General features: G+C 70.6%; 21 protein-coding genes and 1 riboswitch. Of the genes, 5 read left to right on the top strand and 16 right to left on the bottom strand.

Translation table 11 applies throughout. The annotated features are described in order from the left end of the window. The 9 genes from IE269_RS17785 to clpS form a co-directional block, all read right to left on the bottom strand. Positions 1-285 carry a MoaD/ThiS family protein gene (locus tag IE269_RS17785; RefSeq protein ID WP_189823986.1) on the bottom strand — a complete coding sequence of 95 codons (285 nt, stop codon included), beginning with the start codon at positions 283-285 and terminating at the stop codon, positions 1-3. 110 nt (positions 286-395) lie between these two features. Then, the gene (locus tag IE269_RS43210) at positions 396-506 is read right to left on the bottom strand and encodes a putative leader peptide (RefSeq protein WP_318299655.1); all 111 of its coding nucleotides are present in this window, start codon (positions 504-506) and stop codon (positions 396-398) included. Between the two features lie 80 nt (positions 507-586). Next, complete coding sequence (locus IE269_RS17780) at positions 587-1,360, bottom strand: ABC transporter ATP-binding protein (protein ID WP_189823985.1); 774 nt, start codon at positions 1,358-1,360, stop codon at positions 587-589. 19 nt (positions 1,361-1,379) lie between these two features. Further along, positions 1,380-2,426 carry a FecCD family ABC transporter permease gene (locus IE269_RS17775; protein WP_189823984.1) on the bottom strand — a complete coding sequence of 349 codons (1,047 nt, stop codon included), beginning with the start codon at positions 2,424-2,426 and terminating at the stop codon, positions 1,380-1,382. Between the two features lie 7 nt (positions 2,427-2,433). After that, positions 2,434-3,432, bottom strand: coding sequence for an ABC transporter substrate-binding protein (locus IE269_RS17770; protein ID WP_189823983.1), 999 nt, complete (start codon positions 3,430-3,432; stop codon positions 2,434-2,436). A gap of 59 nt (positions 3,433-3,491) precedes the next feature. Beyond that, positions 3,492-3,572, bottom strand: a riboswitch (cobalamin riboswitch). Positions 3,573-3,971: 399 nt separating this feature from the next. Next, the gene (locus IE269_RS17765) at positions 3,972-4,388 is read right to left on the bottom strand and encodes a M67 family metallopeptidase (protein WP_189823982.1); all 417 of its coding nucleotides are present in this window, start codon (positions 4,386-4,388) and stop codon (positions 3,972-3,974) included. An 83-nt stretch (positions 4,389-4,471) separates the two neighbouring features. Beyond that, on the bottom strand, positions 4,472-5,929 hold the full coding sequence (locus tag IE269_RS17760; RefSeq protein ID WP_189823981.1) for an amino acid permease: 1,458 nt from the start codon (positions 5,927-5,929) through the stop codon (positions 4,472-4,474). A 372-nt stretch (positions 5,930-6,301) separates the two neighbouring features. Then, on the bottom strand, positions 6,302-6,901 hold the full coding sequence (locus IE269_RS17755) for a DUF2017 domain-containing protein (protein WP_189823980.1): 600 nt from the start codon (positions 6,899-6,901) through the stop codon (positions 6,302-6,304). Then, the gene (gene clpS, locus IE269_RS17750; protein WP_189823979.1) at positions 6,901-7,215 is read right to left on the bottom strand and encodes an ATP-dependent Clp protease adapter ClpS; all 315 of its coding nucleotides are present in this window, start codon (positions 7,213-7,215) and stop codon (positions 6,901-6,903) included. The genes IE269_RS17755 and clpS overlap by 1 nt, the downstream gene beginning before the upstream one ends. 91 nt (positions 7,216-7,306) lie before the next feature. Between clpS and IE269_RS17745 the strand changes: the two genes are divergently transcribed. Both IE269_RS17745 and IE269_RS17740 read left to right on the top strand, forming a co-directional pair. Next, positions 7,307-8,635 carry a nicotinate phosphoribosyltransferase gene (locus tag IE269_RS17745; protein ID WP_189823978.1) on the top strand — a complete coding sequence of 443 codons (1,329 nt, stop codon included), beginning with the start codon at positions 7,307-7,309 and terminating at the stop codon, positions 8,633-8,635. A gap of 100 nt (positions 8,636-8,735) precedes the next feature. Further along, positions 8,736-9,320, top strand: coding sequence for an isochorismatase family protein (locus tag IE269_RS17740; RefSeq protein ID WP_189823977.1), 585 nt, complete (start codon positions 8,736-8,738; stop codon positions 9,318-9,320). Positions 9,321-9,332: 12 nt separating this feature from the next. Here IE269_RS17740 and IE269_RS17735 read toward each other — a convergent pair whose 3' ends face one another. Then, entirely contained in the window at positions 9,333-9,641 is a 309-nt protein-coding gene (locus IE269_RS17735) for a hypothetical protein (protein ID WP_189823976.1), read from the bottom strand. Between the two features lie 157 nt (positions 9,642-9,798). Next, the gene (locus IE269_RS17730) at positions 9,799-12,237 is read right to left on the bottom strand and encodes an immune inhibitor A domain-containing protein (RefSeq protein ID WP_189823975.1); all 2,439 of its coding nucleotides are present in this window, start codon (positions 12,235-12,237) and stop codon (positions 9,799-9,801) included. A gap of 349 nt (positions 12,238-12,586) precedes the next feature. On the opposite strand from IE269_RS17730, the gene IE269_RS17725 reads away from it, so the two are divergent. After that, positions 12,587-12,958 carry a hypothetical protein gene (locus IE269_RS17725; RefSeq protein WP_189823974.1) on the top strand — a complete coding sequence of 124 codons (372 nt, stop codon included), beginning with the start codon at positions 12,587-12,589 and terminating at the stop codon, positions 12,956-12,958. Between the two features lie 27 nt (positions 12,959-12,985). Here IE269_RS17725 and IE269_RS17720 read toward each other — a convergent pair whose 3' ends face one another. Further along, the gene (locus tag IE269_RS17720) at positions 12,986-13,663 is read right to left on the bottom strand and encodes an RDD family protein (RefSeq protein WP_189823973.1); all 678 of its coding nucleotides are present in this window, start codon (positions 13,661-13,663) and stop codon (positions 12,986-12,988) included. Positions 13,664-13,768: 105 nt separating this feature from the next. Next, positions 13,769-15,292, bottom strand: a complete 1,524-nt coding sequence (locus tag IE269_RS17715; protein WP_189823972.1) for an RDD family protein — start codon at positions 15,290-15,292, stop codon at positions 13,769-13,771. Between the two features lie 255 nt (positions 15,293-15,547). On the opposite strand from IE269_RS17715, the gene IE269_RS17710 reads away from it, so the two are divergent. Continuing rightward, positions 15,548-15,979 (top strand): SsgA family sporulation/cell division regulator, encoded by a 432-nt coding sequence (locus IE269_RS17710; RefSeq protein WP_189824276.1) that lies wholly within the window; start codon positions 15,548-15,550, stop codon positions 15,977-15,979. A gap of 8 nt (positions 15,980-15,987) precedes the next feature. On the opposite strand, the gene IE269_RS17705 is transcribed toward IE269_RS17710, so the two are convergent. Further along, on the bottom strand, positions 15,988-16,368 hold the full coding sequence (locus IE269_RS17705) for a VOC family protein (RefSeq protein WP_189823971.1): 381 nt from the start codon (positions 16,366-16,368) through the stop codon (positions 15,988-15,990). A 118-nt stretch (positions 16,369-16,486) separates the two neighbouring features. Then, on the bottom strand, positions 16,487-17,854 hold the full coding sequence (locus IE269_RS17700) for an FAD-binding oxidoreductase (RefSeq protein ID WP_189824275.1): 1,368 nt from the start codon (positions 17,852-17,854) through the stop codon (positions 16,487-16,489). Between the two features lie 391 nt (positions 17,855-18,245). On the opposite strand from IE269_RS17700, the gene IE269_RS17695 reads away from it, so the two are divergent. Continuing rightward, positions 18,246-19,682: a tetratricopeptide repeat protein gene (locus IE269_RS17695; protein ID WP_189823970.1), complete on the top strand. Its 1,437-nt coding sequence runs from the start codon at positions 18,246-18,248 to the stop codon at positions 19,680-19,682. Between the two features lie 101 nt (positions 19,683-19,783). On the opposite strand, the gene hppD is transcribed toward IE269_RS17695, so the two are convergent. Then, complete coding sequence (gene hppD / locus IE269_RS17690; protein ID WP_189823969.1) at positions 19,784-20,932, bottom strand: 4-hydroxyphenylpyruvate dioxygenase; 1,149 nt, start codon at positions 20,930-20,932, stop codon at positions 19,784-19,786. Positions 20,933-20,980 lie beyond the last annotated feature (48 nt).

The following is a 20,980-nucleotide window of genomic DNA, read 5'->3' as shown; positions in this document are numbered from 1 at the left end:
TCAGCGCGAGCCGCCCGCGACGGCGGGCAGGATCGTCACGCTGTCGCCGTCGGCCAGCTTGGTGGCGATGCCGTCGAGGAAGCGGACGTCCTCGTCGTTGAGGTAGACGTTGACGAAGCGGCGCAGCTCGCCCTTGTCCTTCTCGACGATGCGCTCCTGGATGCCGGTGTGGCGGGTCTCCAGGTCGGCGAAGAGGTCGGCGAGGGTGGCCCCGTTGCCCTCGACGGCCTTCGCGCCGTCGGTGTGGGTGCGGAGGATGGTGGGGATGCGGACCTCGATGGCCATGGCGTGGGCTCCTGTCGGGAGTGCGTGCGTACAGGGGTACGTGTGCGGGGCGCGCGGCATTTCGTCCCCCGCGCAGGGGGGTCACGTCTCGGGTGTGGCGTCGGTGCGGGTCAGGCGGCGGTACAGATGGCGCTGTCGAGCCTGCACAGGTCGACGTGCAGGCGCGCTACGAGCAGCACTGTGCTCGGCGTCGTCTTCGCTGTCACGTCGTGGGCAACCATGCGGTCATCGTATAGATTCCCGGCCCGAATCCCGGCATGCGATCTCGGCTGTCGAGACGATCCCGTCCGTCAGGTGGACTTCAGGGGGACGGCGGCAGGTAGACCACGGTGGGCGCACCGGTCGTCGGATGCACGCTGACCTCGGCATTCACCCCGTACACCCGCTTGAGGAGGTCGGGGGTGAGGACCTCTTCGGGGGTGCCGTCGGCGACGATGCGGCCGGTGTCGAGGACGTAGAGGCGGTCGCAGTAGTAGGCGGCGAGGTTGAGGTCGTGCAGGGCGAGGAGGTTGGTGGTCCCCAAGTCGCGTACGAGGCTGAGCACTTCGAGCTGGTAGCGGATGTCTAGGTGGTTGGTCGGCTCGTCGAGGACGACGAGGGCGGGCTCCTGCACCAACGCCCTTGCCACGAGGGCGCGTTGACGCTCGCCGCCGGAGAGGGAGGGGAAGGCGCGGTCGGCGAGCGCACCGATCCCGACCCGGTCCAGGGCCTCGCGCACATGCATCTGATCGGCGGCGGTGTCGGCCTCCCAGAACTTCTTGTGCGGGGAGCGGCCCATGGCGACGACCTCGCGGACGGTCAGCTCGAACACCGCCTGCCCGTCCTGCGGGACGGTCGCGAGCCTTTGGGCGCGCTTCTTGGCGCCCATGGCGTGCAGGTCCTCGCCGTCGAGGAGGGCGCGGCCGTGGGTGGGCGCGAGGGTGCCGTACACACACCGCAGGAGGGTGGTCTTCCCACTCCCGTTGGGCCCGACGAGGCCGACGGTCTCGCCGGGCCGGGCCTCGATGTCGACGGAGTCGACGAGGTGGCGGCCGTCGATGCCGTACGAGAGTCCTTCGGTACGCAGGTGGCTCATGCGGGGGCTCCTTCGGGGGTCACGCGGGGGTGCCCTCGGGCCTGCGGCGCAGCAGCCACAGGAAGAACGGGCCGCCGATCAGGGCGGTGAGGATGCCGACCGGGATGTCCTGCGGCTCGGCGATGACACGGGCGCCGAGGTCGGCGAGGACCAGGAAGGCGGCCCCGGCGAGCGCGACGACCGGCAGCAGGGTGCGGTGCGAGGCCCCGACCAGCATGCGGGCGGCGTGCGGAACCAGCAGCCCGATGAAGCCGATCGCCCCGGACACGGACACCAGCACCCCGGTGACCAGCGAGGTCAGTACGAAAACCCCCGCCCGGAAGCGCGAGGTGTCGAGGCCGAGGACGGTGGCCCCCTCCTCCCCCACCAGCATCAGGTCGAGCGGCCTGGCGAGGGCGACGAGCAGGCAGGTTCCGGCGGCGAGCACGACGGCGGGCAGCAGCAGCATGTCCCACCGGGCGCTGCCGAGTCCGCCGAGCGTCCAGTACATGGCCTCCTGGAAGTGCTCCCGCTTGGCGGAGGTGACCATGACCAGGCTGGTCAGCGCGGACAGGATGTACGCGACGGCCACGCCCGCCAGCACCAGCCGGGTGCCGGTCATCTGCCCGCCCCGGCGGGCCAGCGTGTACACGAGGACGAGCGCCAGGAGCGACCCTGCGAAGGCCCCGGCGGGCATGGTCACGGTGGTCGCGAGCCCCAGCCCGCTGCCGATCCCGAAGACGATGACCAGCACGACGCCCGCCGACGCCCCGGAGGAGATTCCGAGCAGGTACGGGTCGGCGAGTGGATTGCGTACGAGCGCCTGGAGGACCGTACCGACCACGGCGAGCCCGGCCCCGACGATCGCGCCGAGCAGGACGCGCGGCATGCGCACGTCGAGCACGATCGTGCGGAAGGGACTCGGATCGGCCTGGCCGGTGACGATCTCGACGACCTGCCCGGCGGGGATGCGGACCTGCCCGAGGGCCAGCCCCGCGATCATCGCCGCCGCGAGGGCGGCGGCGAGGACCGTGAGGACGAGGGTGTAGCGCAGCGGCCCGCGGGCGGGCGGGGTCTTGCAGCTCACGGCTGGACTACTTCTTCAGCTCGGGGTGGAGCTGGAGGGCGAGCCGTTCGATGGCGGCGGGGGCGCGGACGCCGACGACCAGTTCGGACAGGGGCATGACCGCGAACTTCTTGTTCTTGATCGCGGGCACGTCCTTCAGCGCGGGGTCGTCCAGCAGCCGCTTCTTCTTCTGCTCGACGGTCGTCGACCCATAATCGATGATCATGATGACGTCGGGCTTGCGGGTGACGACCTGCTCCCAGGAGGCGTCCGTGAAGGACTTGGGGATGTCCGCCATGACGTTCTTGCCGCCGGCCCGGGTGATCATCTCGTTGGCGATGCCCTTGCCGCCGGTGGTGGAGGCGGTCTTGTCGCCGCTGTCGTACGCGAAGACGCTGACCGGCTGCACGCTCTTCAGCTGCTTCTCGGTGTCCCCGATGATCTTCTTGGCGTCGGCGACCCACTTGTCGGCGCGCTCGCCGACGCCGAAGGTGCGGCCGGTCTCGGAGACCTCGCGGTAGATGTCGTCGATGGCGCTGGAGCCCTCGGTGCAGTACTCGATGTTCAGGCGGGACTCGATGCCGGACTTCTTGAGGTCCTCGCGGCTGCGGCCCTGCTTGGGGTCGAAGGCGGAGGCGTAACCGCCGTAGACGAAGTCGGGGTTGGCGGCGAGGAGCTTCTCCTTGGAGGGGTACTCCTTGGCGACGACCGGGATCGCCGCGTACTCCTTCTCGTACTTCGGCAGGACCTTGTCGTCGAGGTAGGCGCTGCCGGTGATGGACTTGGCGAGGCCGAGTTCCAGGAGGACCTCGGTCGCGTGCTGGTTCATCGGGAGGGCGCGCTCGGGGGCCTTGGTGAAGGTGGTCTTCACACCGCAGTTCTCGACGGTGTACGGGAAGCCCTTGGCGGCCTTGGCCTGCGGCTTCTTCTCGCCGGGCTGGTCGCTGCCGCAGGCGGTGAGGGGGAGCAGGGCGGCGGCTGCGGCGGCTATGACGAGCGCGCGGCGGGCGTGACGGTGCACGGGCATGGCGGTGGGGCCTCCTCCGGGGATACCTCGTCCCCTGATGCGGATGAGAGGCGGCAGGTCAGTTCCTGGCTTCCGGACGCGGGGGATCGTGCGTCGCGGTCACAGTGGCGGGACCGTGCCGGAATTTCACCGGCTTCCTGGGGGCTGCCGCCCAGGTCGGGCACAGTGTCTCACCTGGGAGTGAGGGGGTGGGCGTCCGCCCGGGGGGGGTGCTTCGGGCTTGGCCGCCCGGGGGTGGTGTGCCCCGTGCCGGGGCGGGCCCTGTGTGGGTCGGCACCCGGTAGCGCGGTGGGTTTGCCCCAGCCCCGCCCCTTCACCTAAACCCGCGGGGCTGTGGACGGTTCCGTGCGGGTGCATTGTGGCTGGTCGCGCAGTTCCCCGCGCCCCTTTCAGGGGCGCGGGGAACTGCGCAGAACGCCACCCACCCAGCCGCGCGGCGAGCGCTTTAGGTGAAGGGGCGGGGCTGGGGCGAAATCGGGGGTCCGGGGGCGAAGCCCCCGGCAGGAACCGCAACCATCCACCCACCCCGCACGGGGGACCTACCCCACCACCTCGACCGGCTCCTCCGTGATGACCCCGTCCACGATCCGATACGACCGGAACTGGAAGTCCCCGAGCCCGTCCGTGTCAGCGGTGGACACCAGGACATAGTGCGCCCCCGGCTCATTCGCGTACGTCACGTCCGTCCGCGACGGATACGCCTCCGTCGCCGTGTGCGAGTGGTAGACGATCACCGGCTCCTCGTCCCGGTCGTCCATCTCCCGGTACAGCTTCAGCAGATCGCCCGAGTCGAACTCGTAGAAGGTGGGAGAGCGGGCCGCGTTCAGCATCGGAATGAAGCGCTCGGGGCGGCCGGTGCCCTCGGGACCGGCGACCACGCCGCACGCCTCGTCGGGGTGGTCGGCACGCGCATGGGCCACGATCTGGTCGTAAACCGTCCGGGAAATGGTCAGCATGCGGCCAGGATATGCAAAGGGTCCCGCCCGTACCGAGGGATGGTACGGACGGGACCACATCGCAAGACGGACCAGGAGCGGACCTACTTCTTGGCCGCGAACTTCTCCGGGTTGCGGGCCTTCATGATCAGGTACGAAACACCGAGCAGCAGCGCCCAGAACGGTGCGCACTTCAGCGAGATCCGCGCATCCTTGTCGATGCCCATCAGCACGATGACCATGCCGATGAAGGCGAGCGCGAACCAGCTCGTCCACGGAGCCCCCGGCGCCCGGAAGGTCGACTTCGGCAGCAGGCCCGCGTTCGACATCCGGCGGTACTTGATCTGCGAGCAGAGGATCATGATCCAGGCCCACATGCCGGAGATGGTCGCGAAGGAGACGACGTAGTTGAACGCCTCGCCCGGCCACTGGTAGTTGATCCACACGCCGACCAGCATCAGCGCGGCGGAGAAGGACGTGCCCGCCAGCGGGAGACCCCGGTCGGTGAGCTTGGTGAAGAACTTCGGGGCCTGGCCGTTGAGGGCCAGGTCACGCAGCATGCGGCCCGTGGAGTACATGCCCGAGTTGCAGGAGGACAGGGCCGCGGTCAGGACGACGAAGTTGACAATGGCGGCGCCGACGCCCAGGCCCATCTTCTCGAAGGCCGCGACGAACGGCGAGATCCCGGGCTTGAAGTGGGTCCACGGGACGACCGACAGGATCATGATCAGCGCGCCGACGTAGAAGACGGCGATGCGCCACGGCACGGTGTTGATGGCCTTCGGCAGAACGGTCTTCGGGTCCTTGGACTCACCGGCGGTCACACCGACCAGCTCGACGGCCAGGAACGCGAACATCACCATCTGGAGCGTCATCAGCGTCGAGCCGATGCCCTTGGGGAAGAACCCGCCCTCGGACCACAGCAGCGAGACCGACGCGGTGTCGCCGGCGTCCGAGAAGCCGATCGTCAGGATTCCGGCGCAGATCAGGATCATGCCGATGATGGCCGTCACCTTGACCATCGAGAACCAGAACTCCAGCTCGCCGAAGAGCTTCACGGAGATGAGGTTCGCGCCGAAGAGGACGACGGTGAAGATCAGGGCGAACACCCATTGCGGCTGGTTGATCCAGCCGGTGGCGTCCTTGGTCCAGTACTGCATGTACTCGGAGGCGGCGGTGACTTCCGTGATGCCCGTGACGACCCAGAACAGCCAGTACGTCCAGCCGGTCACGAACCCGAAGAAGGGGCCGAGGAACTCGCGGGCGTACTCCGAGAAGGAGCCCGACACCGGGCGGTACATGAGCAGCTCGCCGAGCGCCCGCATGATGAAGAAGATGACCAGGCCCGCGATGGCGTACGCGAGGATCAGGCTGGGTCCCGCCTTGGAGATGCCCTTGCCCGCGCCGAGGAAGAGGCCCGTTCCGATGGCGCCGCCGATGGCGATCATCTGGATCTGGCGGGCGCCGAGTCCTCGCTGGTAGCCCTCGCCCGAGCCGTCCTCGGTCGCGCCCTCGGCCTCACTGCCGTCGCCGTGCTTCTTGTCGACCTGCACTGAGGTCATGATCGTGCGCCTTTCTCCATGCGATCCGGCCGTTCTCGCAAGCGGTGCGCGGCTCGGATCGACTGTGACGATCCTTCGTCGGGGCGGGTGCCCCCGGATGTGGATGGAGTGCATCGCCGGGTTCGACCGGCGTCAGCGCCCCCACGGGACAGGGGTGGCGTCCGTGGGTGGTCGTGCAGATTTATCACGCCGACCGGGGTGATCGATCAGTGATTTGTGCCGTATCGCACAGCCAAAAGGGGACAAAAGTCCCCTGCCACGGCAAAGCGTGCAGGGGACTTTGACCCAACCGTTATTCGGATTTGAGCGTCCGCTGAGCGAACACATCGTGTCCACACTTCGATACGCGGCCTTCACGCGCGGTGCCCTCGCTCAGGGCATCAGCGTCTCGACGAGCGTCTCCTGCATCCCGCCCAGCCACAGGTACGCCATCACCATCGGCTTGCGCGGGTCCTCGTCGGGGAGCCGGTACAGCTCCTCGCTCTCGTCCTCCTCGGTGATGTCGAGCCGGGAGGCGATGGTCAGGCGCAGGTCGTTGAGGGTGCCCAGCCAGCGCCGGGACTCCTCGGGGGTAAGTTTCAGTACGAGTCCGGGCTCGCCGTCGCCCGCCGCCGAGGCCAGCGCGTCGAGGTTCCGTACGACGGACAGGGCGTCCTCGCGCTTGCGGGTGCGCAGGTCGTTCTCGGTGAAACGGCGGAACTCGGCGGAGGCGGCCCGCGCCTCGGCGTCGGGTTCGCTGCGCGGATCGACGTACGCCTCGGGGAAGAGGCGGGCCAGCGCCGGGTCGGCGGGGGCCTCGCTCGGGCCCTCGGCGAAGAGCGCGGCCAGCGGGTCGGCGCCCTCGACGGGCTCGTCGCCGGGGCCGATCAGCTCCAGGAGCTGCACGGCCAGCGAGCGCAGGATGGACGTCTCGACGGTGTCCAGGGCGATGGCCGCGCCGCCGCCGGGGACCGCCTCGAAGTAGCCGGCCATCAGGTGCGGTCCTGGGAGAGGGTCGCCCACAGTCCGTACCCGTGCATCGCCTGCACGTCGCGTTCCATCTCCTCGCGGCTGCCCGCCGAGACGACCGCGCGCCCCTTGTGGTGGACGTCGAGCATCAGCTTCTTCGCCTTCTCCTTGGAATACCCGAAGTACGTCTGGAAGACGTACGACACGTAACTCATCAGGTTGACCGGGTCGTTGTGGACCAGGGTCACCCAGGGGGTGTCCGGCTCGGGGACGAGGAACGTCTCCTCGGCCGACTCGGGGCGTTCGATCTCTACGGGGGCGACACTCACCCTTCCCATGCTGCCACCGCACAGGGGCCGTCGCACAAACGGCCCCACATCCGCCATTAGATTTCGTCACTCTGACGAGATCGGGGGTAGCATCCGTCGTATGAACACAGCGGATCTCGGGCTGCCGGTGGATGTTCCCTCGACGGCTCTCTTCACCGACCAGTACGAGCTGACCATGCTCCAGGCGGCGCTGCGCGCGGGCACCGCCGACCGGCGTTCCGTCTTCGAGGTCTTCACCCGCCGCCTGCCCTCCGGCCGCCGCTACGGCGTCGTCGCAGGTACGGGCCGTGTGCTGGACGCCGTGGAGAACTTCCGCTTCGACGCGGACGTGATCGCCTTCCTCCGCGAACAGAAGATCGTCGACGAGCCGACCCTCGCCTGGCTCGCCTCGTACCGCTTCAACGGCGACATCTGGGGCTACCCAGAGGGCGAGGTCTACTTCCCGGGCTCGCCGATCCTGCGCGTCGAGGGCAGCTTCGCCGAGTGCGTACTCCTCGAAACGGTCATCCTCTCGATCCTCAACCACGACTCGGCCATCGCCGCCGCGGCCTCCCGGATGTCGGCCTCGGCCGGCGGCCGCCCGCTGATCGAGATGGGCGCCCGCCGCACCCACGAGCTGTCCGCCGTGGCCTCGGCCCGTGCCGCGTACGTCGGCGGCTTCGCCTCCACCTCGGACCTCGCGGCGGGCTTCCGCTACGGCATCCCCACCGTCGGCACCTCCGCGCACGCCTTCACCCTGCTCCACGACAACGAGCGCGACGCCTTCCAGGCCCAGGTCAACTCCCTGGGCAGCGGCACGACCCTCCTCGTCGACACGTACGACGTGACCGAGGCCGTCCGCACGGCCGTGGAGGTCGCGGGCCCCGAGCTCGGAGCGGTACGGATCGACTCCGGCGATCTCCTTCTGGTGGCCCACCGGGTCCGCCAGCAGCTGGACGCGCTCGGCGCCACCAAGACCAAGATCGTCGTCACCTCCGACCTGGACGAGTACGCCATCGCCTCGCTCGCGGCGGCGCCCGTGGACGCGTACGGAGTCGGCACCCAGCTGGTCACCGGCAGCGGCCACCCCACCTGCTCGATGGTCTACAAGCTGGTCGCCCGCGCCCAGTCCGCCGACCCCAAGGCGCCGTTGATCCCGGTGGCGAAGAAGTCGATGGGCGCGAAGTCCTCGCGCGGCGGCCGCAAGTGGGCGGCCCGCCGCCCGGGCCCGGACGGCATCGCGGAGGCCGAGGTCATCGGCACCGGACCGGTCCCCTCCGATCTGCTCGACCACCAGCTCCAGGTCGAACTGGTCAAGTCCGGCCAGGTCGTCGCCCGCGAACCCCTGGACGCGGCCCGCGACCGCCACACGGCGGCCCGCTCGGCGCTCCCCATGTCCTCGGTCCAGCTCTCCCGGGGCGAGCCGGTGATCCCCACCGAGTACGTCTGACCGCCGCTCCCCCTCCGATGCCCACTCCCGCACGGCGGCCGGAGTCCCTACCCTCGGTAGGGACCGCCCCGACCGCCCGCCCACCACGTGAGGAAGCCCCATGCACCGCGCCTTGATCGTCGTCGACGTGCAGAACGACTTCTGCGAGGGCGGCAGCCTCGCGGTCGCGGGCGGCGCCGACGTGGCCGCCGCGATCACCGACCTGGTCGGCGAGGCCCAGGCGTGCTACCGGTACGTCGTCGCCACCCGCGACCACCACATCGACCCGGGCCCGCACTTCTCGGTGGAACCGGATTACGTGGACTCCTGGCCGGTGCACTGCGTGGCGGGCACGGAGGGCGTGGGCTTCCACCCGAACTTCGCCCCGGCGGTCGCCTCCGGAGCCATAGCCGCGGTCTTCGACAAGGGCGCCCACTCGGCGGCGTACAGCGGCTTCGAGGGCACGGACGAGAACGGCATCGGCCTGGCCGCCTGGCTGCGCTCCCACGACGTGACCGAGGTCGACGTGGTGGGCATCGCCACCGACCACTGCGTCCGCGCCACCGCCCTGGACGCGGCCCACGAGGGCTTCACCACCCACGTCCTCCTCGACCTCACGGCAGGCGTCGCCGAGGCGACCACGGAGAAGGCCCTGGCGGAGCTGCGGGACGCGGGCGTGACCCTCACGGGCAAGCCGGTGGTCTGAGCCTTCCCGGGCTCAGGACGCCGGGCGCATGAGGCTGCGTATCGGGTGCCAGAGTTCCTGGCGGGATTCGGGGGCCGCGCGCCACAGGAGGCCGTCGGGGTGGTGGAGGACGGCGGTGATCTCGTCCGGGGTCGGGGGTTCGGTGTTGCCGCGGAGGTAGACGGCGCGCAGGCCCAGGTTACGCAGGCGGGTAAGGGCCCGGGCGCGGTTCGCGGCGTGCACCAGGATGCGGACCTTGGTGTCGGTGGGGCCGGGGCGCGGCAGGGTCAGGGCCACGACCACGCTCCCGTTCGGGAGTCTGTTGAAACCTCCTGCGGACATGCCGATCACTCCCCCGTGCGACGTTCCGGGGATGGCCCGTAAGACGTCGCGTCAATAGTGAGTACGTAAGAGGCATCTAAACGCGATCGGCCGCCGCCCGCTAGAGGGGCGACGGCCGATCATGCTCTGACCTGGGGGAATGGCTTAAAAGTTACGGTCAGCGACCGCTCTTGCCCACCAGGATGGTCATCGTCTGGCCGTCGAGCGGCTGGCTGACGATGGAGATCCGGGTGTTGGTGTCAGTTGTCTGGACACTCCCGGTCGGGTTCTCCTTGTACCAGTAGGTGCCCTTGCGGTCGTCGAAGACCGGGGTGCCCAGGTGGCCGGGGATCTTGGTGGGGACGCCCAGCTTGTGGAGGGTGAAGCCGGCCGACGGCCACCACGAGAAGGCGGCGTCGTAGGGCTGGATCTTGTTGCTGAGGTTCTTGCCGTCCGCCCACTTCAGGGGCTTGGCGTTGGCGTCGATCGGCAGCAGGAGGCCCTTGCCGGGGTGCTCGTAGACGTTGTTGTTGCGCTGCGAGGTGTCCCACTGCCAGACCATCAGGCCGGGGCGGTAGGCGTAGTGCTCGACCCAGCTGTACTTCGGGTCGCCGGCCTTGCGCCAGCCGAAGTTGTACGGGCCGGACTTCAGGGTCTTGTCGTACGAGACGTACTGACGGTTCTCGGCCAGGTAGAACTGCGGGTAGTCGCCGTTGATCGACGCGCCGACCTTGGAGAAGCCGCGGACGGTCCAGCCGTTGTCACCGGCGTCCTCGGCGTTGTCGGTGAAGAGCGCCGCGCCGTCGGCCTTGACGGAGATGGCGTCGGCCGCGAAGCCCTTGCCGCCCGCGCCGCCGTCGGTCTTGTAGCGGAAGCGGACGCCGATCTTCTGGCCCGCGTACGCGTCGAGCGGGTAGACCAGGTTCTTGTACGTGGTCGAGTCACCCGTGAGGGCGGGCTTGTCGCCGCCGTCGCGCGGGATGGTCTGGCCGTCGGCCTTGCCGTCGATGGTCTTCCAGCTGGCGCCACCGTCGGTCGACACCTGGGTGTACAGGTAGTCGTAGTCCTTCTCGATGTTCCACCAGCCCTTGAGCTCCAGGGAGGCGGACTTCTTGCCCGTCAGGTCCACGTCACGGGAGAGGGTGTTGGAGAGGTTGTCGCCGTAGTCCGACCACCACTGCTTGCTGCCCTCGGCGGGCGCCACCACCTCGGTGGTGACGTTCTTCTTCGGCAGTTCGACGACGACGGCCTGCGGGTTCTTGGTGTTGTACTCCGCGACGCCCAGCTTGTGCAGGGAGGTCGTGGCGGCCTTCGCCTTGTCGTACTTCAGCCAGCCGAGCTGCAGCTTGTCCCAGGCGGTCATGTCGCCCGGCAGGTCGCCGATCTCGTTCTTGGCGGTACCGAGCCAGGAGCCCGCCGACATCAGCGACCAGAAGCCGACCGAGTTCTCGGCGGCGTTGGTGGTGTCGTACAGGTCCGGCAGGCCCAGGTCGTGGCCGTACTCGTGGGCGAAGACGCCCAGGCCGCCGTTCTCGGGCTGCGCGGTGTAGTCGCCGACCCAGATGCCGGTGTCGCCGACGGCTACGCCGCCCGCCTTGAAGCCGGCCGGGCCCGTCTCGCCGTCGTCGCGGCTGTACGCGTAACCGCGGTGCGCCCAGACCGAGTCGCCGCCCTGCGCGCCGCCGCCGGCCGAGCCGTCCTCACCGGCGTGCACGACCTGGAAGTGGTCGATGTAGCCGTCGGGCTCGTTGAAGTTGCCGTCGTTGTCGTGGTCCGTGCGGTCCCACTGGTCGTACTTCGCGAGGTCGGCCTTGATCTGGGCGTCGGTCTTGCCGGCCGCCTTCTCCTTGGCGACCCAGGCGTTGACGCCGTCGCGGACCAGGTCCTCGACGTTGGGGCAGTTGTCGCTGCCGCAGTAGTTGGAGCCGTAACGGGCCTCGTTGTAGTCGACCTTGACCCAGTCGGTGACCTTGCCCTCGACCGAGTAGCGGCCCGAGGAGGCCTTCTCGTAGTAGGTCTTGAGGGAGTCGACGGGCTTGCCGTCGGGGCCCTTGCCGGAACCGAAGTACAGGTTCTGGAAGTGCTCCTGGTTGTAGTCCTTCTTCCAGGCCGTGGAGTTGTCCTTCTTGCGGTCCGGCTCCGGGATCTGGTTGTGCAGCGGCCCGGGGGTCCCGCCGTACTTCGGGACGGGCGGCTTGGGGCCGTCGCCGTCCGGGTCGTACATCGTGGTGTTGTCGACCTTGTCGCCGAACTCGACCAGGATGGTGAAGATCTGGTCGGTGCGCTCGCGGCCCAGCTCGACGTACTTCTTGTCGCCGAGCTTGACGACCTGCGAGCTGCCGCGCTTCTCGGTCTTGGCCTTGCCGGTGATCACCTGCTCCAGCGCGGTCTGCCGCTGCTGGGCCTGCTGGGCGCTGAACGGGCCGTCGATCAGGTGGCCCTTGCCACCGTGGCCGTGGCCCTTGCCGGTCTCCGTGTGCGCCGGGTCCTGGCGCTCGATGGGCGCCGGGGACCGCTCGTCGGCCTGCGCGGTGGCGTAGACCGAGGCGGTGGCCGCCGTCGCGGCGAGGGCCGCGAGTATCGCCGTACCTCGGAAGACCTGTCTCTTGCTGCTCACTTGGTGGTTCCTCCCCCGCGGCCGCCGGCCGATCCCGATGGGGTAGGAGGGGTACCGTTCGCGGCGCGCGTCACAAGTGACGTCATTCGACCGGAGTTGGCGAAGAAAAGACAGTCCTTGACATCAAATAGATGTAGGCGCTAGGCAGTTGGACGGAGGCAGTCGGCCCCGGGCCGCACGGGCGCTCGCGTCTCACAGGGCGGACGGGCGCATGACACTGTGCGCCCCCCGTGCATCGGCACCGTGTGTTAGGTCACGCTTACTTGCCGTTCCCTGCGGGAACTTGATGGTCGTAGGGTCAGCTCAGACCCCGCGACCCCACCCCCCGTGCTCCGAGGACGGAACTGCCATGCAGCTCACGCGCCAGACTCCGAACCGGATCCAGGTCCCCGCGCCCACCGTCGCCCAGTGCACGTACGGCGCACTCACGACCGTCTTCTCCACCCTCGCCATGCTGCTGCTCTCGCAGACCACGTCCGGCGGTTGGGTCGCGGTCATCGCGTGTGCGGCTCTCGCGCTGGGGGTGCTGGTGGCCATGACGGTGCCGATGCCGGCCACCCGCAGGGCCCGCAACGCGCGAGAGACGGCCCGCACGACCGTCGCCGGTCCTGCGGCCGTCTCCGCTCCCGCCGCCTGTGAGACGTACGACGAGGTCCGGGTTCCCGGACCCCGCGCACGCACCTCGGTGGGCTCGGTGGGCGAGCACTCGCTGCGCGGCTGACCGCGCGGGCGAGCGACTCCGTACGTACTAGGCGGTGGTGACCACGACGGTCTTCGCCGCCTTGTCGTGCAGGCCCTGCCGGTAGGGCTTGTCGACGGCGACCATCACCAGGTTGACCAGCCACCACAGGCAGTAGCAGCAGATCAGCGCGGGCACCAGCAGCACGGCGGCGCGCATCAGGGCCACGCTGGACTGCGGGGTGCTGCCGTCGTTGAGCATGGCGACCCGCAGGCCCATCACGCGCTTGCCGACCGTCTGGCCGTTCTTCGCGGTCATGATCGTGTCGTACGCGAGGTAGACCGCGATGACGATCACCGACCAGAGCAGGCTCTTGCCCGACGTGACCTGGGTGAAGGTGTCCCCGAAGTCGTCCGTGGTCTCGGTGATCCGCTCGTACGAGCCGAACGGGATGCCCAGCAGACCCATCGGGATGCCGACGATCAGCATGTCGATGAGGCGGGCCACGAAGCGCTTGCCGAGCGAGGCCAGCGGGGGCATTCCGGCCAGCGGGTCGGCCCCGCCGTAGCCCCCGCCGCCGTAACCGCCGGCGCCCCCGTCGTAGGGGCCGCCTCCTCCGTACGGGGGCAGGTTTCCGCTCTGGTCGTAGGGGCTGCCGGCACCGCCCTGCGGCGGCGGGGGCGGCGGGTACTTCTGGAACGGGTCGTTCTCAGGCGGCACGCCGGGCGGCGGCTGGTCGGTGCTCATACGGGCAGTCGACCCCCGGCGTCCGGGGCCCGCAAGGGGTCGGACGCCGTTCGGGGGACGGTGTGGGCCAAGTCGGTGAGGAGGGGGTGGTGGGGGCCCCCGGGGTCAGCGGCCGCCGGGCCTGCCCGCGACGAACGTACGGGCCGCCTTGTCGTGCCAGCACTGCCGCCAGGGGCGGTCGACCAGGCACCACAGGACGTTGAGGATCCCGATGCCGAGCACGCCCAGCACCCCGTACACCAGCCAGCGGCGCAGCGCACCGCCGAACCGGGGCGGCTCGTGCTCCTCGATGTCGCGGACCTGGAGGCCGAAGACCTTCTTGCCCAGCGTGCGGCCCCACTTGGCGGTGGGGACCGCTTCGTAGAGCAGGCCGAGGGCCAGGAACGTGCCGAGGATGATCCCCAGGATGCCGACGGTGGTGCTGTCCAGGAGGTAGACGGTGACCGTCGTGCCGGACAGCTTGGCCGCGCGGATCTTCTCGTCGATGTGGTCGACGGCCCGGGTGACCAGGGGGACGGCGACGGCGGCCACGGCCGCGCCGAGGACGAGGGTGTCCAGGAGGCGGGCGGCGAGGCGGCGGCCGAGGCTCGCGGGGCGGGCGTTGGCCTGCTCGCGGGCGGCGCGGGTGAAGGGGTCTTCGACGGGGGGTTTCCAGGGGGTGACCGGGGGTGCGGTCGCGGTCTGGGGGTGGGGGGCGGCCTGGGCGGGTGCGGTCGGGCGGGGGTGGGGTTTGACGGTACGGATGGACATCGTGCCGTCGGCGGGCGTCGGGGCGGGGGGCCTGGGTGCGGCGGTCTTGGGTGCGGCGGTGTCGGGGGTCGGCCGGGGGGAAGCGAGGGGTGCGGCACCGCCGGGGGCCGCCCCCTTGTCCGCCCTTCCCCAAGCACTCGGCTCCGCTCGTGCAGGGGATGCCCCACTCGCCCCCGGGGGGCGGCCCCTCCGCCCAAGGGGGCTGGCGGAATCGGGGGCAGTGGATTCGAGGGCGGGGCGTTCCGTGCGTGGGGGGAGGGCGTCGGCCGGGGTGCGGGGGTCGCGGGGGGCCGGGGCGCGGTCCTGGGCGGGGGTGAGGGCGGCGGCCGCCGGGCGCGTGGCGGACGTACCGGAGGAGGAGGGCGCGGCGGACGGGGACGGGGCGTCCGCCGGGGAGCCCCAGGAGACGCGGCGGTCGTGGTCACCGCCGAAGCCGGACTGGCGGGAGGTGTCGGCCTGCCAGGCGACCGGGGCCTCCGGGGCGCGGCGGACCTGGACCTCGCGGCCGGAGGCGGACGGGGCGGGCTTGGCGCGCTCCTGGGACGGGGCCGGGGACTGGGCGGCCGGCTGGTCGTCCTCGTCGAAGAAGAAGGGGCCCGTCTCCTCGACGGCGGGCGGGAAGGGCCCGGTCTCCTCCACGCGGGGCGTCGGCGCCGGGGCCGGGACCGAGGCCAGGTCGGGCAGGCCGGCGGGCGCGGGGGCCGGGACGGCGCCGGGGGGCGGGGTCGGCATCGGCTCGCCGGGCGCGGGGGCCGGGCGGCTGGTGCCGGGCACCCACGAACTGCCGTTCCAGTAGCGGACGTAGCCCGGGATGGACGGATCGGGATAGAAGCCGTGGCCGGGTGTGTTCTCGCCGTTGGCCGGTGTGGGGGCGCTCATCACCGTGTCCCGTATCTGTGAGTGGCCGCGATGTCTTGAGGTGTGGATGTCTTGATTTCCGGGGTCCACATCTACCAGACGCCCGCCTGCCACCGGGCCGGTCCGCCGGGATGCACCACTTTTCGGTCATTGCCGGTCGTCCGGAAAAACTTCCGCCGAAGTCGCGTAATGGGAAGCGGGGTACGCGCTCTCACCTTGTACGGCCCGCCCTCGGGCCCCGTACCGGAAAGGAAGTGCACCCCCATGCGGAACCCCATGCAGCACACCGTCGTGGAACGAGAGCTGGAGCTGAACCTCGTCCTGTCCCCCGAACGCACCATCCCCGTACCGGCACGGCTGGTCTACCGGACGAGTGACCCGTACGCCGTGCACGTCACCTTCCACATCGGCTCCGACTACCCGGTCAACTGGACGTTCGCCCGCGAACTGCTGGTCGACGGGGTGTTCCGGCCCTGCGGGCACGGAGATGTCCGGATCTGGCCGACCAAGGTCGACGGGCGTTCGGTCGTGTGTCTGGCGCTGACCTCGCCCGAGGGGGACGCACTCCTGGAGGCGTCGTCGCCGATCGTGTCGGCCTGGCTGGAGCGGACGCTGAACGTGGTGCCGCTGGGCAGCGAGCGCGGGCAGCTCGGCCTGGACGACGCCCTGGCCGAGCTGTTGGCGACCTCGCAGGAGGGCGAGGGCTGAGGGCGGGGTCAGTCGGTCACGTAGGTGTGGGTGAGGACTTCGAGGGAGTGGTTGTCCGGGTCGCGGAAGTAGAAGCCGCGGCCCTTGTGCTCGTGGTTGATCTGCTGCGGCTTGGAGGAGTACGGGTCGGCCCAGTACGGGACGGCGCGTTCCTGGATGCGGGCGAAGATCTCGTCGAACTCGGCGTCGGTGACGAGGAAGGCCAGGTGCTGGGGGACGATACGGCCGCTGTCGTCCATGTAGTCGAGGGTGACGCCGTTCTCCAGCGGGACGCTCGCGAAGGGGCCGAAGGGCTTGGGGTCCGGGGCGCCCAGCAGTTCGGTGAGGAAGCGGGCGGAGGCGAAGCGGTCGCGGCTGTGGACGATGGTGTGGTCGAGTCGTGCGGGCACGATTCCTCCTCGGGGATACGGTCGACTGCCGTACCCGGCACGCTATTCGGGACCGCGCGCAGGCCGCATCGGACCAACGGCCCATGCGGGGGCGGCCGCTGGACCTGGTCCGTACGGCTTAGAACAGCTTTCCGGGGTTGAGGAGGCCGAGCGGGTCGAAGGCGGCCTTGACGGAGCGCTGCAACTCCATTCCCACGGGCCCGAGTTCGCGGGCGAGCCAGTCCTTCTTCAGGATGCCGACGCCGTGTTCGCCGGTGATGGTGCCGCCCAGTTCCAGGCCGAGCGCCATGATCTCGTCGAAGGACTCGCGGGCCCGGCGGGACTCGTCGGGGTCGGCGGCGTCGAAGCAGACGACGGGGTGGGTGTTGCCGTCGCCCGCGTGGGCGCAGACGCCGATGACGAGGTCGTACTTCTCGGCGATGGCGGCGGTGCCGTCGATCATCGCGGCGAGCTGCGAGCGGGGCACGCAGACGTCGTCGATCATGGTGGCGGTCTTGACGGCTTCGAGGGCGGTGAGGGACAACCGCCGGGCCTTGAGCAGGAGTTCGGACTCGGCGGCGTCGTCGGCGGGGACGACCTCGGTGGCGCCGAACTCCGTGCAGACCGCGCCGAGTGCGGCCAGGTCGGCGGCCGGGTCGGGGGTGTCGAAGGCGGCGAGGAGGAGGGCCTCGGTGGTTTCGGGGAGGCCCATGTGGGCCATGGCGTTGACCGCGCGGAGGGTGGTGCGGTCCATGAGTTCCAGGAGCGAGGGGGCGTACCCGCGTTCCATGATCGCGCAGACGGCCTCGCAGGCGGCGGACGCGGACGGGAACTCGGCGGCCAGGGCGAGCTGGACGGGCGGAGTGGGCTTCAGCGCCAGGACGGCCTGTACGACGATGCCGAGGCTGCCCTCGGAGCCGACGAAGAGCCGGGTCAGGTCGTAGCCCGCGACGCCCTTGGCGGTGCGGCGGCCGGTGCGCAGCAGCCGTCCGTCGGCGAGGACGACGTCGAGGCCCAGGACGTACTCGGCGGTGACGCCGTACTTCACGCAGCACAGGCCGCCGGAGGCGGTGCCGATGTTGCCGCCGATGGTGCACATCTCCCAACTGGAGGGGTCGGGAGGGTAGTAGAGGCCCTGCTCGGCGACCGCGCGGGAGAGGACGGCGTTGATCACGCCCGGCTCGACGACGGCGATCCGGTCGACGGGGCTGATGTCGAGGATGCGGTCCATCTTGGTGAGGGAGACGACGATGCAGCCGTCGGTGGCGTTGGCGGCGCCGGAGAGGCCGGTGCGGGCACCTTGGGGGACGACGGGGACGCGCAGCTCGGTCGCGGTGCGCATGACGTGCTGGACCTGCTCGACGGTACGGGGCAGCACGACGGCGGCGGGGGTGCCGGCCGCGCAGAAGCTGGCCATGTCGTGGGCGTACGAGGCCATCACGTCGGTGTCGGTGATCAGGGCGTCGTCCGGGAGGCCGGTGCGGAGCCGGGCCTGAAGATCGTCCAGGGGCATGGGGCCAGCCTGGCACTCGGGGCCATCGGTGTGAACCCGTCTGCGGAATGGATGGGGGTGGGCGGGTGTGCTCGTCGTACTGGCGCATGGTGGCGGGATGGATGCACGGGAGCCGGAACAGGGTGTTGGGGCGGGTGGGGTGGAGGGGGGCCCGGGGGTGCCTCCGCCCGGCCCTCCTTGGGGGGAGGGACCGCCCCCCGGGGCGGAGGGGCCTGCGCCGTATCCGGGGGCGAGGTCTGCCCTCCCGCCCAGCCCACCTTGGGCGGCGGGGCCGCCCCCCGGGGGCGGGACGGGCGGGCAAGGGGGGCGGCCCCTCCCGCTTCCGGCCCACCCGGATGCGCCCCGGCCCGACCCCCTTCCGGCCGCGTCGCCCGAGGGGGATGGGGTGGAAGAGGCGGAGCCCAAGGGGGCCCGGGCCTGGGTCGGGTGGAAGGGGGCTGCGGTGCTCGGCGTCGTGGGGGCGCTGGTCGCCGGAGGGGTCGCGGTGACGGCCATCGGGGGCGAGGAGAAGCCCGCACCGAGGGCCGTCGCGGGAGCGCCCGGATCGGCCGCGGCCCTCGCCGCCATGCAGGCGCGCGCACGGGCGAACCCCCGGGACGCGGCGGTCTGGGCGGAGCTCGGTGCGGCCCTGACCGCCCGGGGCCTGCGGGCGGCGGACACCCTGTACTACCCGAAGGCGGAAGCAGCCCTGCGCCACTCCCTGACGGTCCGCACCGCCGAGCGGGGCAACTTCCGCGCCCTGGTCGCCATGGCCGAACTCGCCCACGCACGGGGCAACTTCGCCGCCGCCAAGCGCGCGGCGGAGGTGGTGCAGATGCAAGCACCGAACGAGTGGGCGACGTATCCGCTACTGATCGACACGTACGGCCGCATGGGCGACGCGAAGGCGGCGGCGCGGACCGCCGAGGAGCTGATGGAGAAGCGCGGCGGGGCGGCCGCACTGGGCTGGACGGCACAGACGTACCGAGACAAGGGCTGGCGGGAGGACGCCGCCGTCCTCGCGACGGAGGCCGTGATCGCGGCGGGCGGCGGCCCGGAGAAGGCCGAACAGCTGCGCCGTGCGGGCGAACTCGCTTGGGAGCGCGGCGACTTGGCGGAGGCGCTCGGCTACTACGACGCCTCGCTCAGCATCGAGCGGGGGCAGGGCGCGACGGTGGCCGGCCGGGCCCGGGTGCTGGCGGCCCTGGGCCGTACGGCGGAGGCGGCGAAGACGTACAAGACGGCACTCGCACTCACTCCGAGGCCCGAATACTCCCTGGAACTGGGCGAGTTGATGGAGGCCACGACCGGGAACGGGAGCGCCCAGTACGACGTGGCGCGGGCCGAGGTGGCGTGGAACGCCCGGCAGGGGGTGCGCGGGGACCTCGTACTGGGGCGGCTGGAGAGCGACCACGGCGACGCGGACACGGCGGTGGAGCTGCTGCGGGAGGAGTTCTCGCGGCATCCGGGGGCGGAGGTGGCGGACGCGCTGGGCTGGGCGCTGCACCGTACCGGCGACGACGAGGCGGCCCTCGAATACGCGCGCAGGGCGGTGAAGGAGGGCGCCCGGAACGCGCTGTTCCTGTACCACCGGGGCGAGATCGAGCGGGCGCTCGGCGAGTACGGGGCGGCCCGCCGGCACCTGGAGGAGGCGCTGCGCGTGCACCCGGCGTTCTCGCCGCTGTGGGCCCCGCGCGCCCGCACCTCCCTGGACCGGCTCGGCGAGCCGCCGGAGGGCGGTCCGCGCAATGTGTGGGGCTACCGGCCGAAGGCGCGCAAGACGGAGCCGCGCGGCCAGGAGACCCGGGGCACCGCACCCGCCGCACCCCGCAAGCGGCGCTGACCCCGGTACGGAGAAACACTGCGGCCCCACGGGGCAGGTCCGTGGGGCCGCAGAGATCGAGTGAGGCGCCCGAAGGGGAAGTCACGCGCCCCGCAAGGGAGTTACAGGTTGCCCCGCTTCTCCTGCTCGCGCTCGATCGCCTCGAAGAGGGCCTTGAAGTTGCCCTTGCCGAAGCCCATGGACCCGTGGCGCTCGATCATCTCGAAGAAGACGGTCGGGCGGTCCTGGACCGGCTTGGTGAAGATCTGGAGCAGGTAGCCGTCCTCGTCGCGGTCGACGAGGATCTTCTCCTCGCGGAGGATCTCGACGGGCACGCGGGTCTCGCCGGCCCACTCGCCGAGGGTGTCGTAGTACGAGTCGGGGGTGTCGAGGAACTGAACACCAGCCGCGCGCATGGCCCGTACCGAGGCGACGATGTCGTTCGTCGCGAGCGCGATGTGCTGGACGCCCGCGCCGCCGTAGAACTCCAGGTACTCGTCGATCTGCGACTTCTTCTTCGCGATCGCGGGCTCGTTGATCGGGAACTTCACCTTGAGGGTGCCGTCCGCGACGACCTTCGACATGAGCGCGGAGTACTCGGTGGCGATGTCGTCGCCCACGAACTCCTTCATGTTGGTGAAGCCCATGACCTTGTTGTAGAAGCCGACCCAGTCGTTCATCTTGCCGAGCTCGACGTTGCCGACGCAGTGGTCGATGGCCTGGAAGGTCCGCTTGGCCGGCGGCTCGACGATCGGGGAGGCGGCGACGAAGCCGGGCAGGTAGGGGCCCTCGTAGCCCTTGCGCTCGACCAGGGTGTGGCGGGTCTTGCCGTACGTGGCGATGGCGGCAAGCACGACGATGCCGTGCTCGTCCTTGACCTCGTACGGCTCGGTGAGACCGGTGGCGCCCTGCGCGGTGGCGTAGGCGTACGCGGCGCGGGCGTCCGGGACCTCGATGGCGAGGTCGATGACGCCGTCGCCGTGCTCGGCGACGTGGGCCTCGATGAAGCGGCCGTGGTCGGTGGCCGCCTTGATGACGGAGGTGAACACGAAGCGGGCGGCGCCGTTCGTCAGGACGTAACTGGCGGTCTCGCGGCTGCCGTTCTCCGGTCCGGAGTAGGCGACGAGCTTCATGCCGAAGGCGGTCGAGTAGTAGTGGGCGGCCTGCTTGGCGTTGCCGACGGCGAAGACGACCGCGTCCATGCCCTTGACCGGGAAGGGGTCGGCCTCGCGCGCGGTGGTCGGGGTGACGTGCTCAGTGGTCTCAGTCATGAGGGGAGCGTCCATCCACATCGCAAGGTGCGCAATAGTTCGCACAAA

Source organism: Streptomyces spiroverticillatus, assembly GCA_014650415.1.
In the GTDB taxonomy this organism is placed as follows: Bacteria; Actinomycetota; Actinomycetes; order Streptomycetales; family Streptomycetaceae; genus Streptomyces; species Streptomyces spiroverticillatus.
The sequence above is the reverse complement of the archived record's forward strand: the minus strand, read 5'-3'. Positions and strand labels throughout refer to the sequence as shown.

What these genes read in the sequence shown, in the direction of transcription:
- IE269_RS17765 (WP_189823982.1), bottom strand. Translation starts at nt 4,388, where the DNA reads ATGCTGACCATTTCCCGGACGGTTTACGACCAGATCGTGGCCCATGCG.
- IE269_RS17780 (WP_189823985.1), bottom strand. Translation starts at nt 1,360, where the DNA reads ATGAGCCACCTGCGTACCGAAGGACTCTCGTACGGCATCGACGGCCGC.
- IE269_RS17720 (WP_189823973.1), bottom strand. Translation starts at nt 13,663, where the DNA reads ATGAGCACCGACCAGCCGCCGCCCGGCGTGCCGCCTGAGAACGACCCG.
- IE269_RS17785 (WP_189823986.1), bottom strand. Translation starts at nt 285, where the DNA reads ATGGCCATCGAGGTCCGCATCCCCACCATCCTCCGCACCCACACCGAC.
- IE269_RS17735 (WP_189823976.1), bottom strand. Translation starts at nt 9,641, where the DNA reads ATGTCCGCAGGAGGTTTCAACAGACTCCCGAACGGGAGCGTGGTCGTG.
- IE269_RS17715 (WP_189823972.1), bottom strand. Translation starts at nt 15,292, where the DNA reads ATGAGCGCCCCCACACCGGCCAACGGCGAGAACACACCCGGCCACGGC.
- IE269_RS43210 (WP_318299655.1), bottom strand. Translation starts at nt 506, where the DNA reads ATGGTTGCCCACGACGTGACAGCGAAGACGACGCCGAGCACAGTGCTG.
- IE269_RS17740 (WP_189823977.1), top strand. Translation starts at nt 8,736, where the DNA reads ATGCACCGCGCCTTGATCGTCGTCGACGTGCAGAACGACTTCTGCGAG.
- hppD (WP_189823969.1), bottom strand. Translation starts at nt 20,932, where the DNA reads ATGACTGAGACCACTGAGCACGTCACCCCGACCACCGCGCGCGAGGCC.
- clpS (WP_189823979.1), bottom strand. Translation starts at nt 7,215, where the DNA reads ATGGGAAGGGTGAGTGTCGCCCCCGTAGAGATCGAACGCCCCGAGTCG.
- IE269_RS17770 (WP_189823983.1), bottom strand. Translation starts at nt 3,432, where the DNA reads ATGCCCGTGCACCGTCACGCCCGCCGCGCGCTCGTCATAGCCGCCGCA.
- IE269_RS17745 (WP_189823978.1), top strand. Translation starts at nt 7,307, where the DNA reads ATGAACACAGCGGATCTCGGGCTGCCGGTGGATGTTCCCTCGACGGCT.
- IE269_RS17725 (WP_189823974.1), top strand. Translation starts at nt 12,587, where the DNA reads ATGCAGCTCACGCGCCAGACTCCGAACCGGATCCAGGTCCCCGCGCCC.
- IE269_RS17710 (WP_189824276.1), top strand. Translation starts at nt 15,548, where the DNA reads ATGCAGCACACCGTCGTGGAACGAGAGCTGGAGCTGAACCTCGTCCTG.
- IE269_RS17755 (WP_189823980.1), bottom strand. Translation starts at nt 6,901, where the DNA reads ATGGCCGGCTACTTCGAGGCGGTCCCCGGCGGCGGCGCGGCCATCGCC.
- IE269_RS17760 (WP_189823981.1), bottom strand. Translation starts at nt 5,929, where the DNA reads ATGACCTCAGTGCAGGTCGACAAGAAGCACGGCGACGGCAGTGAGGCC.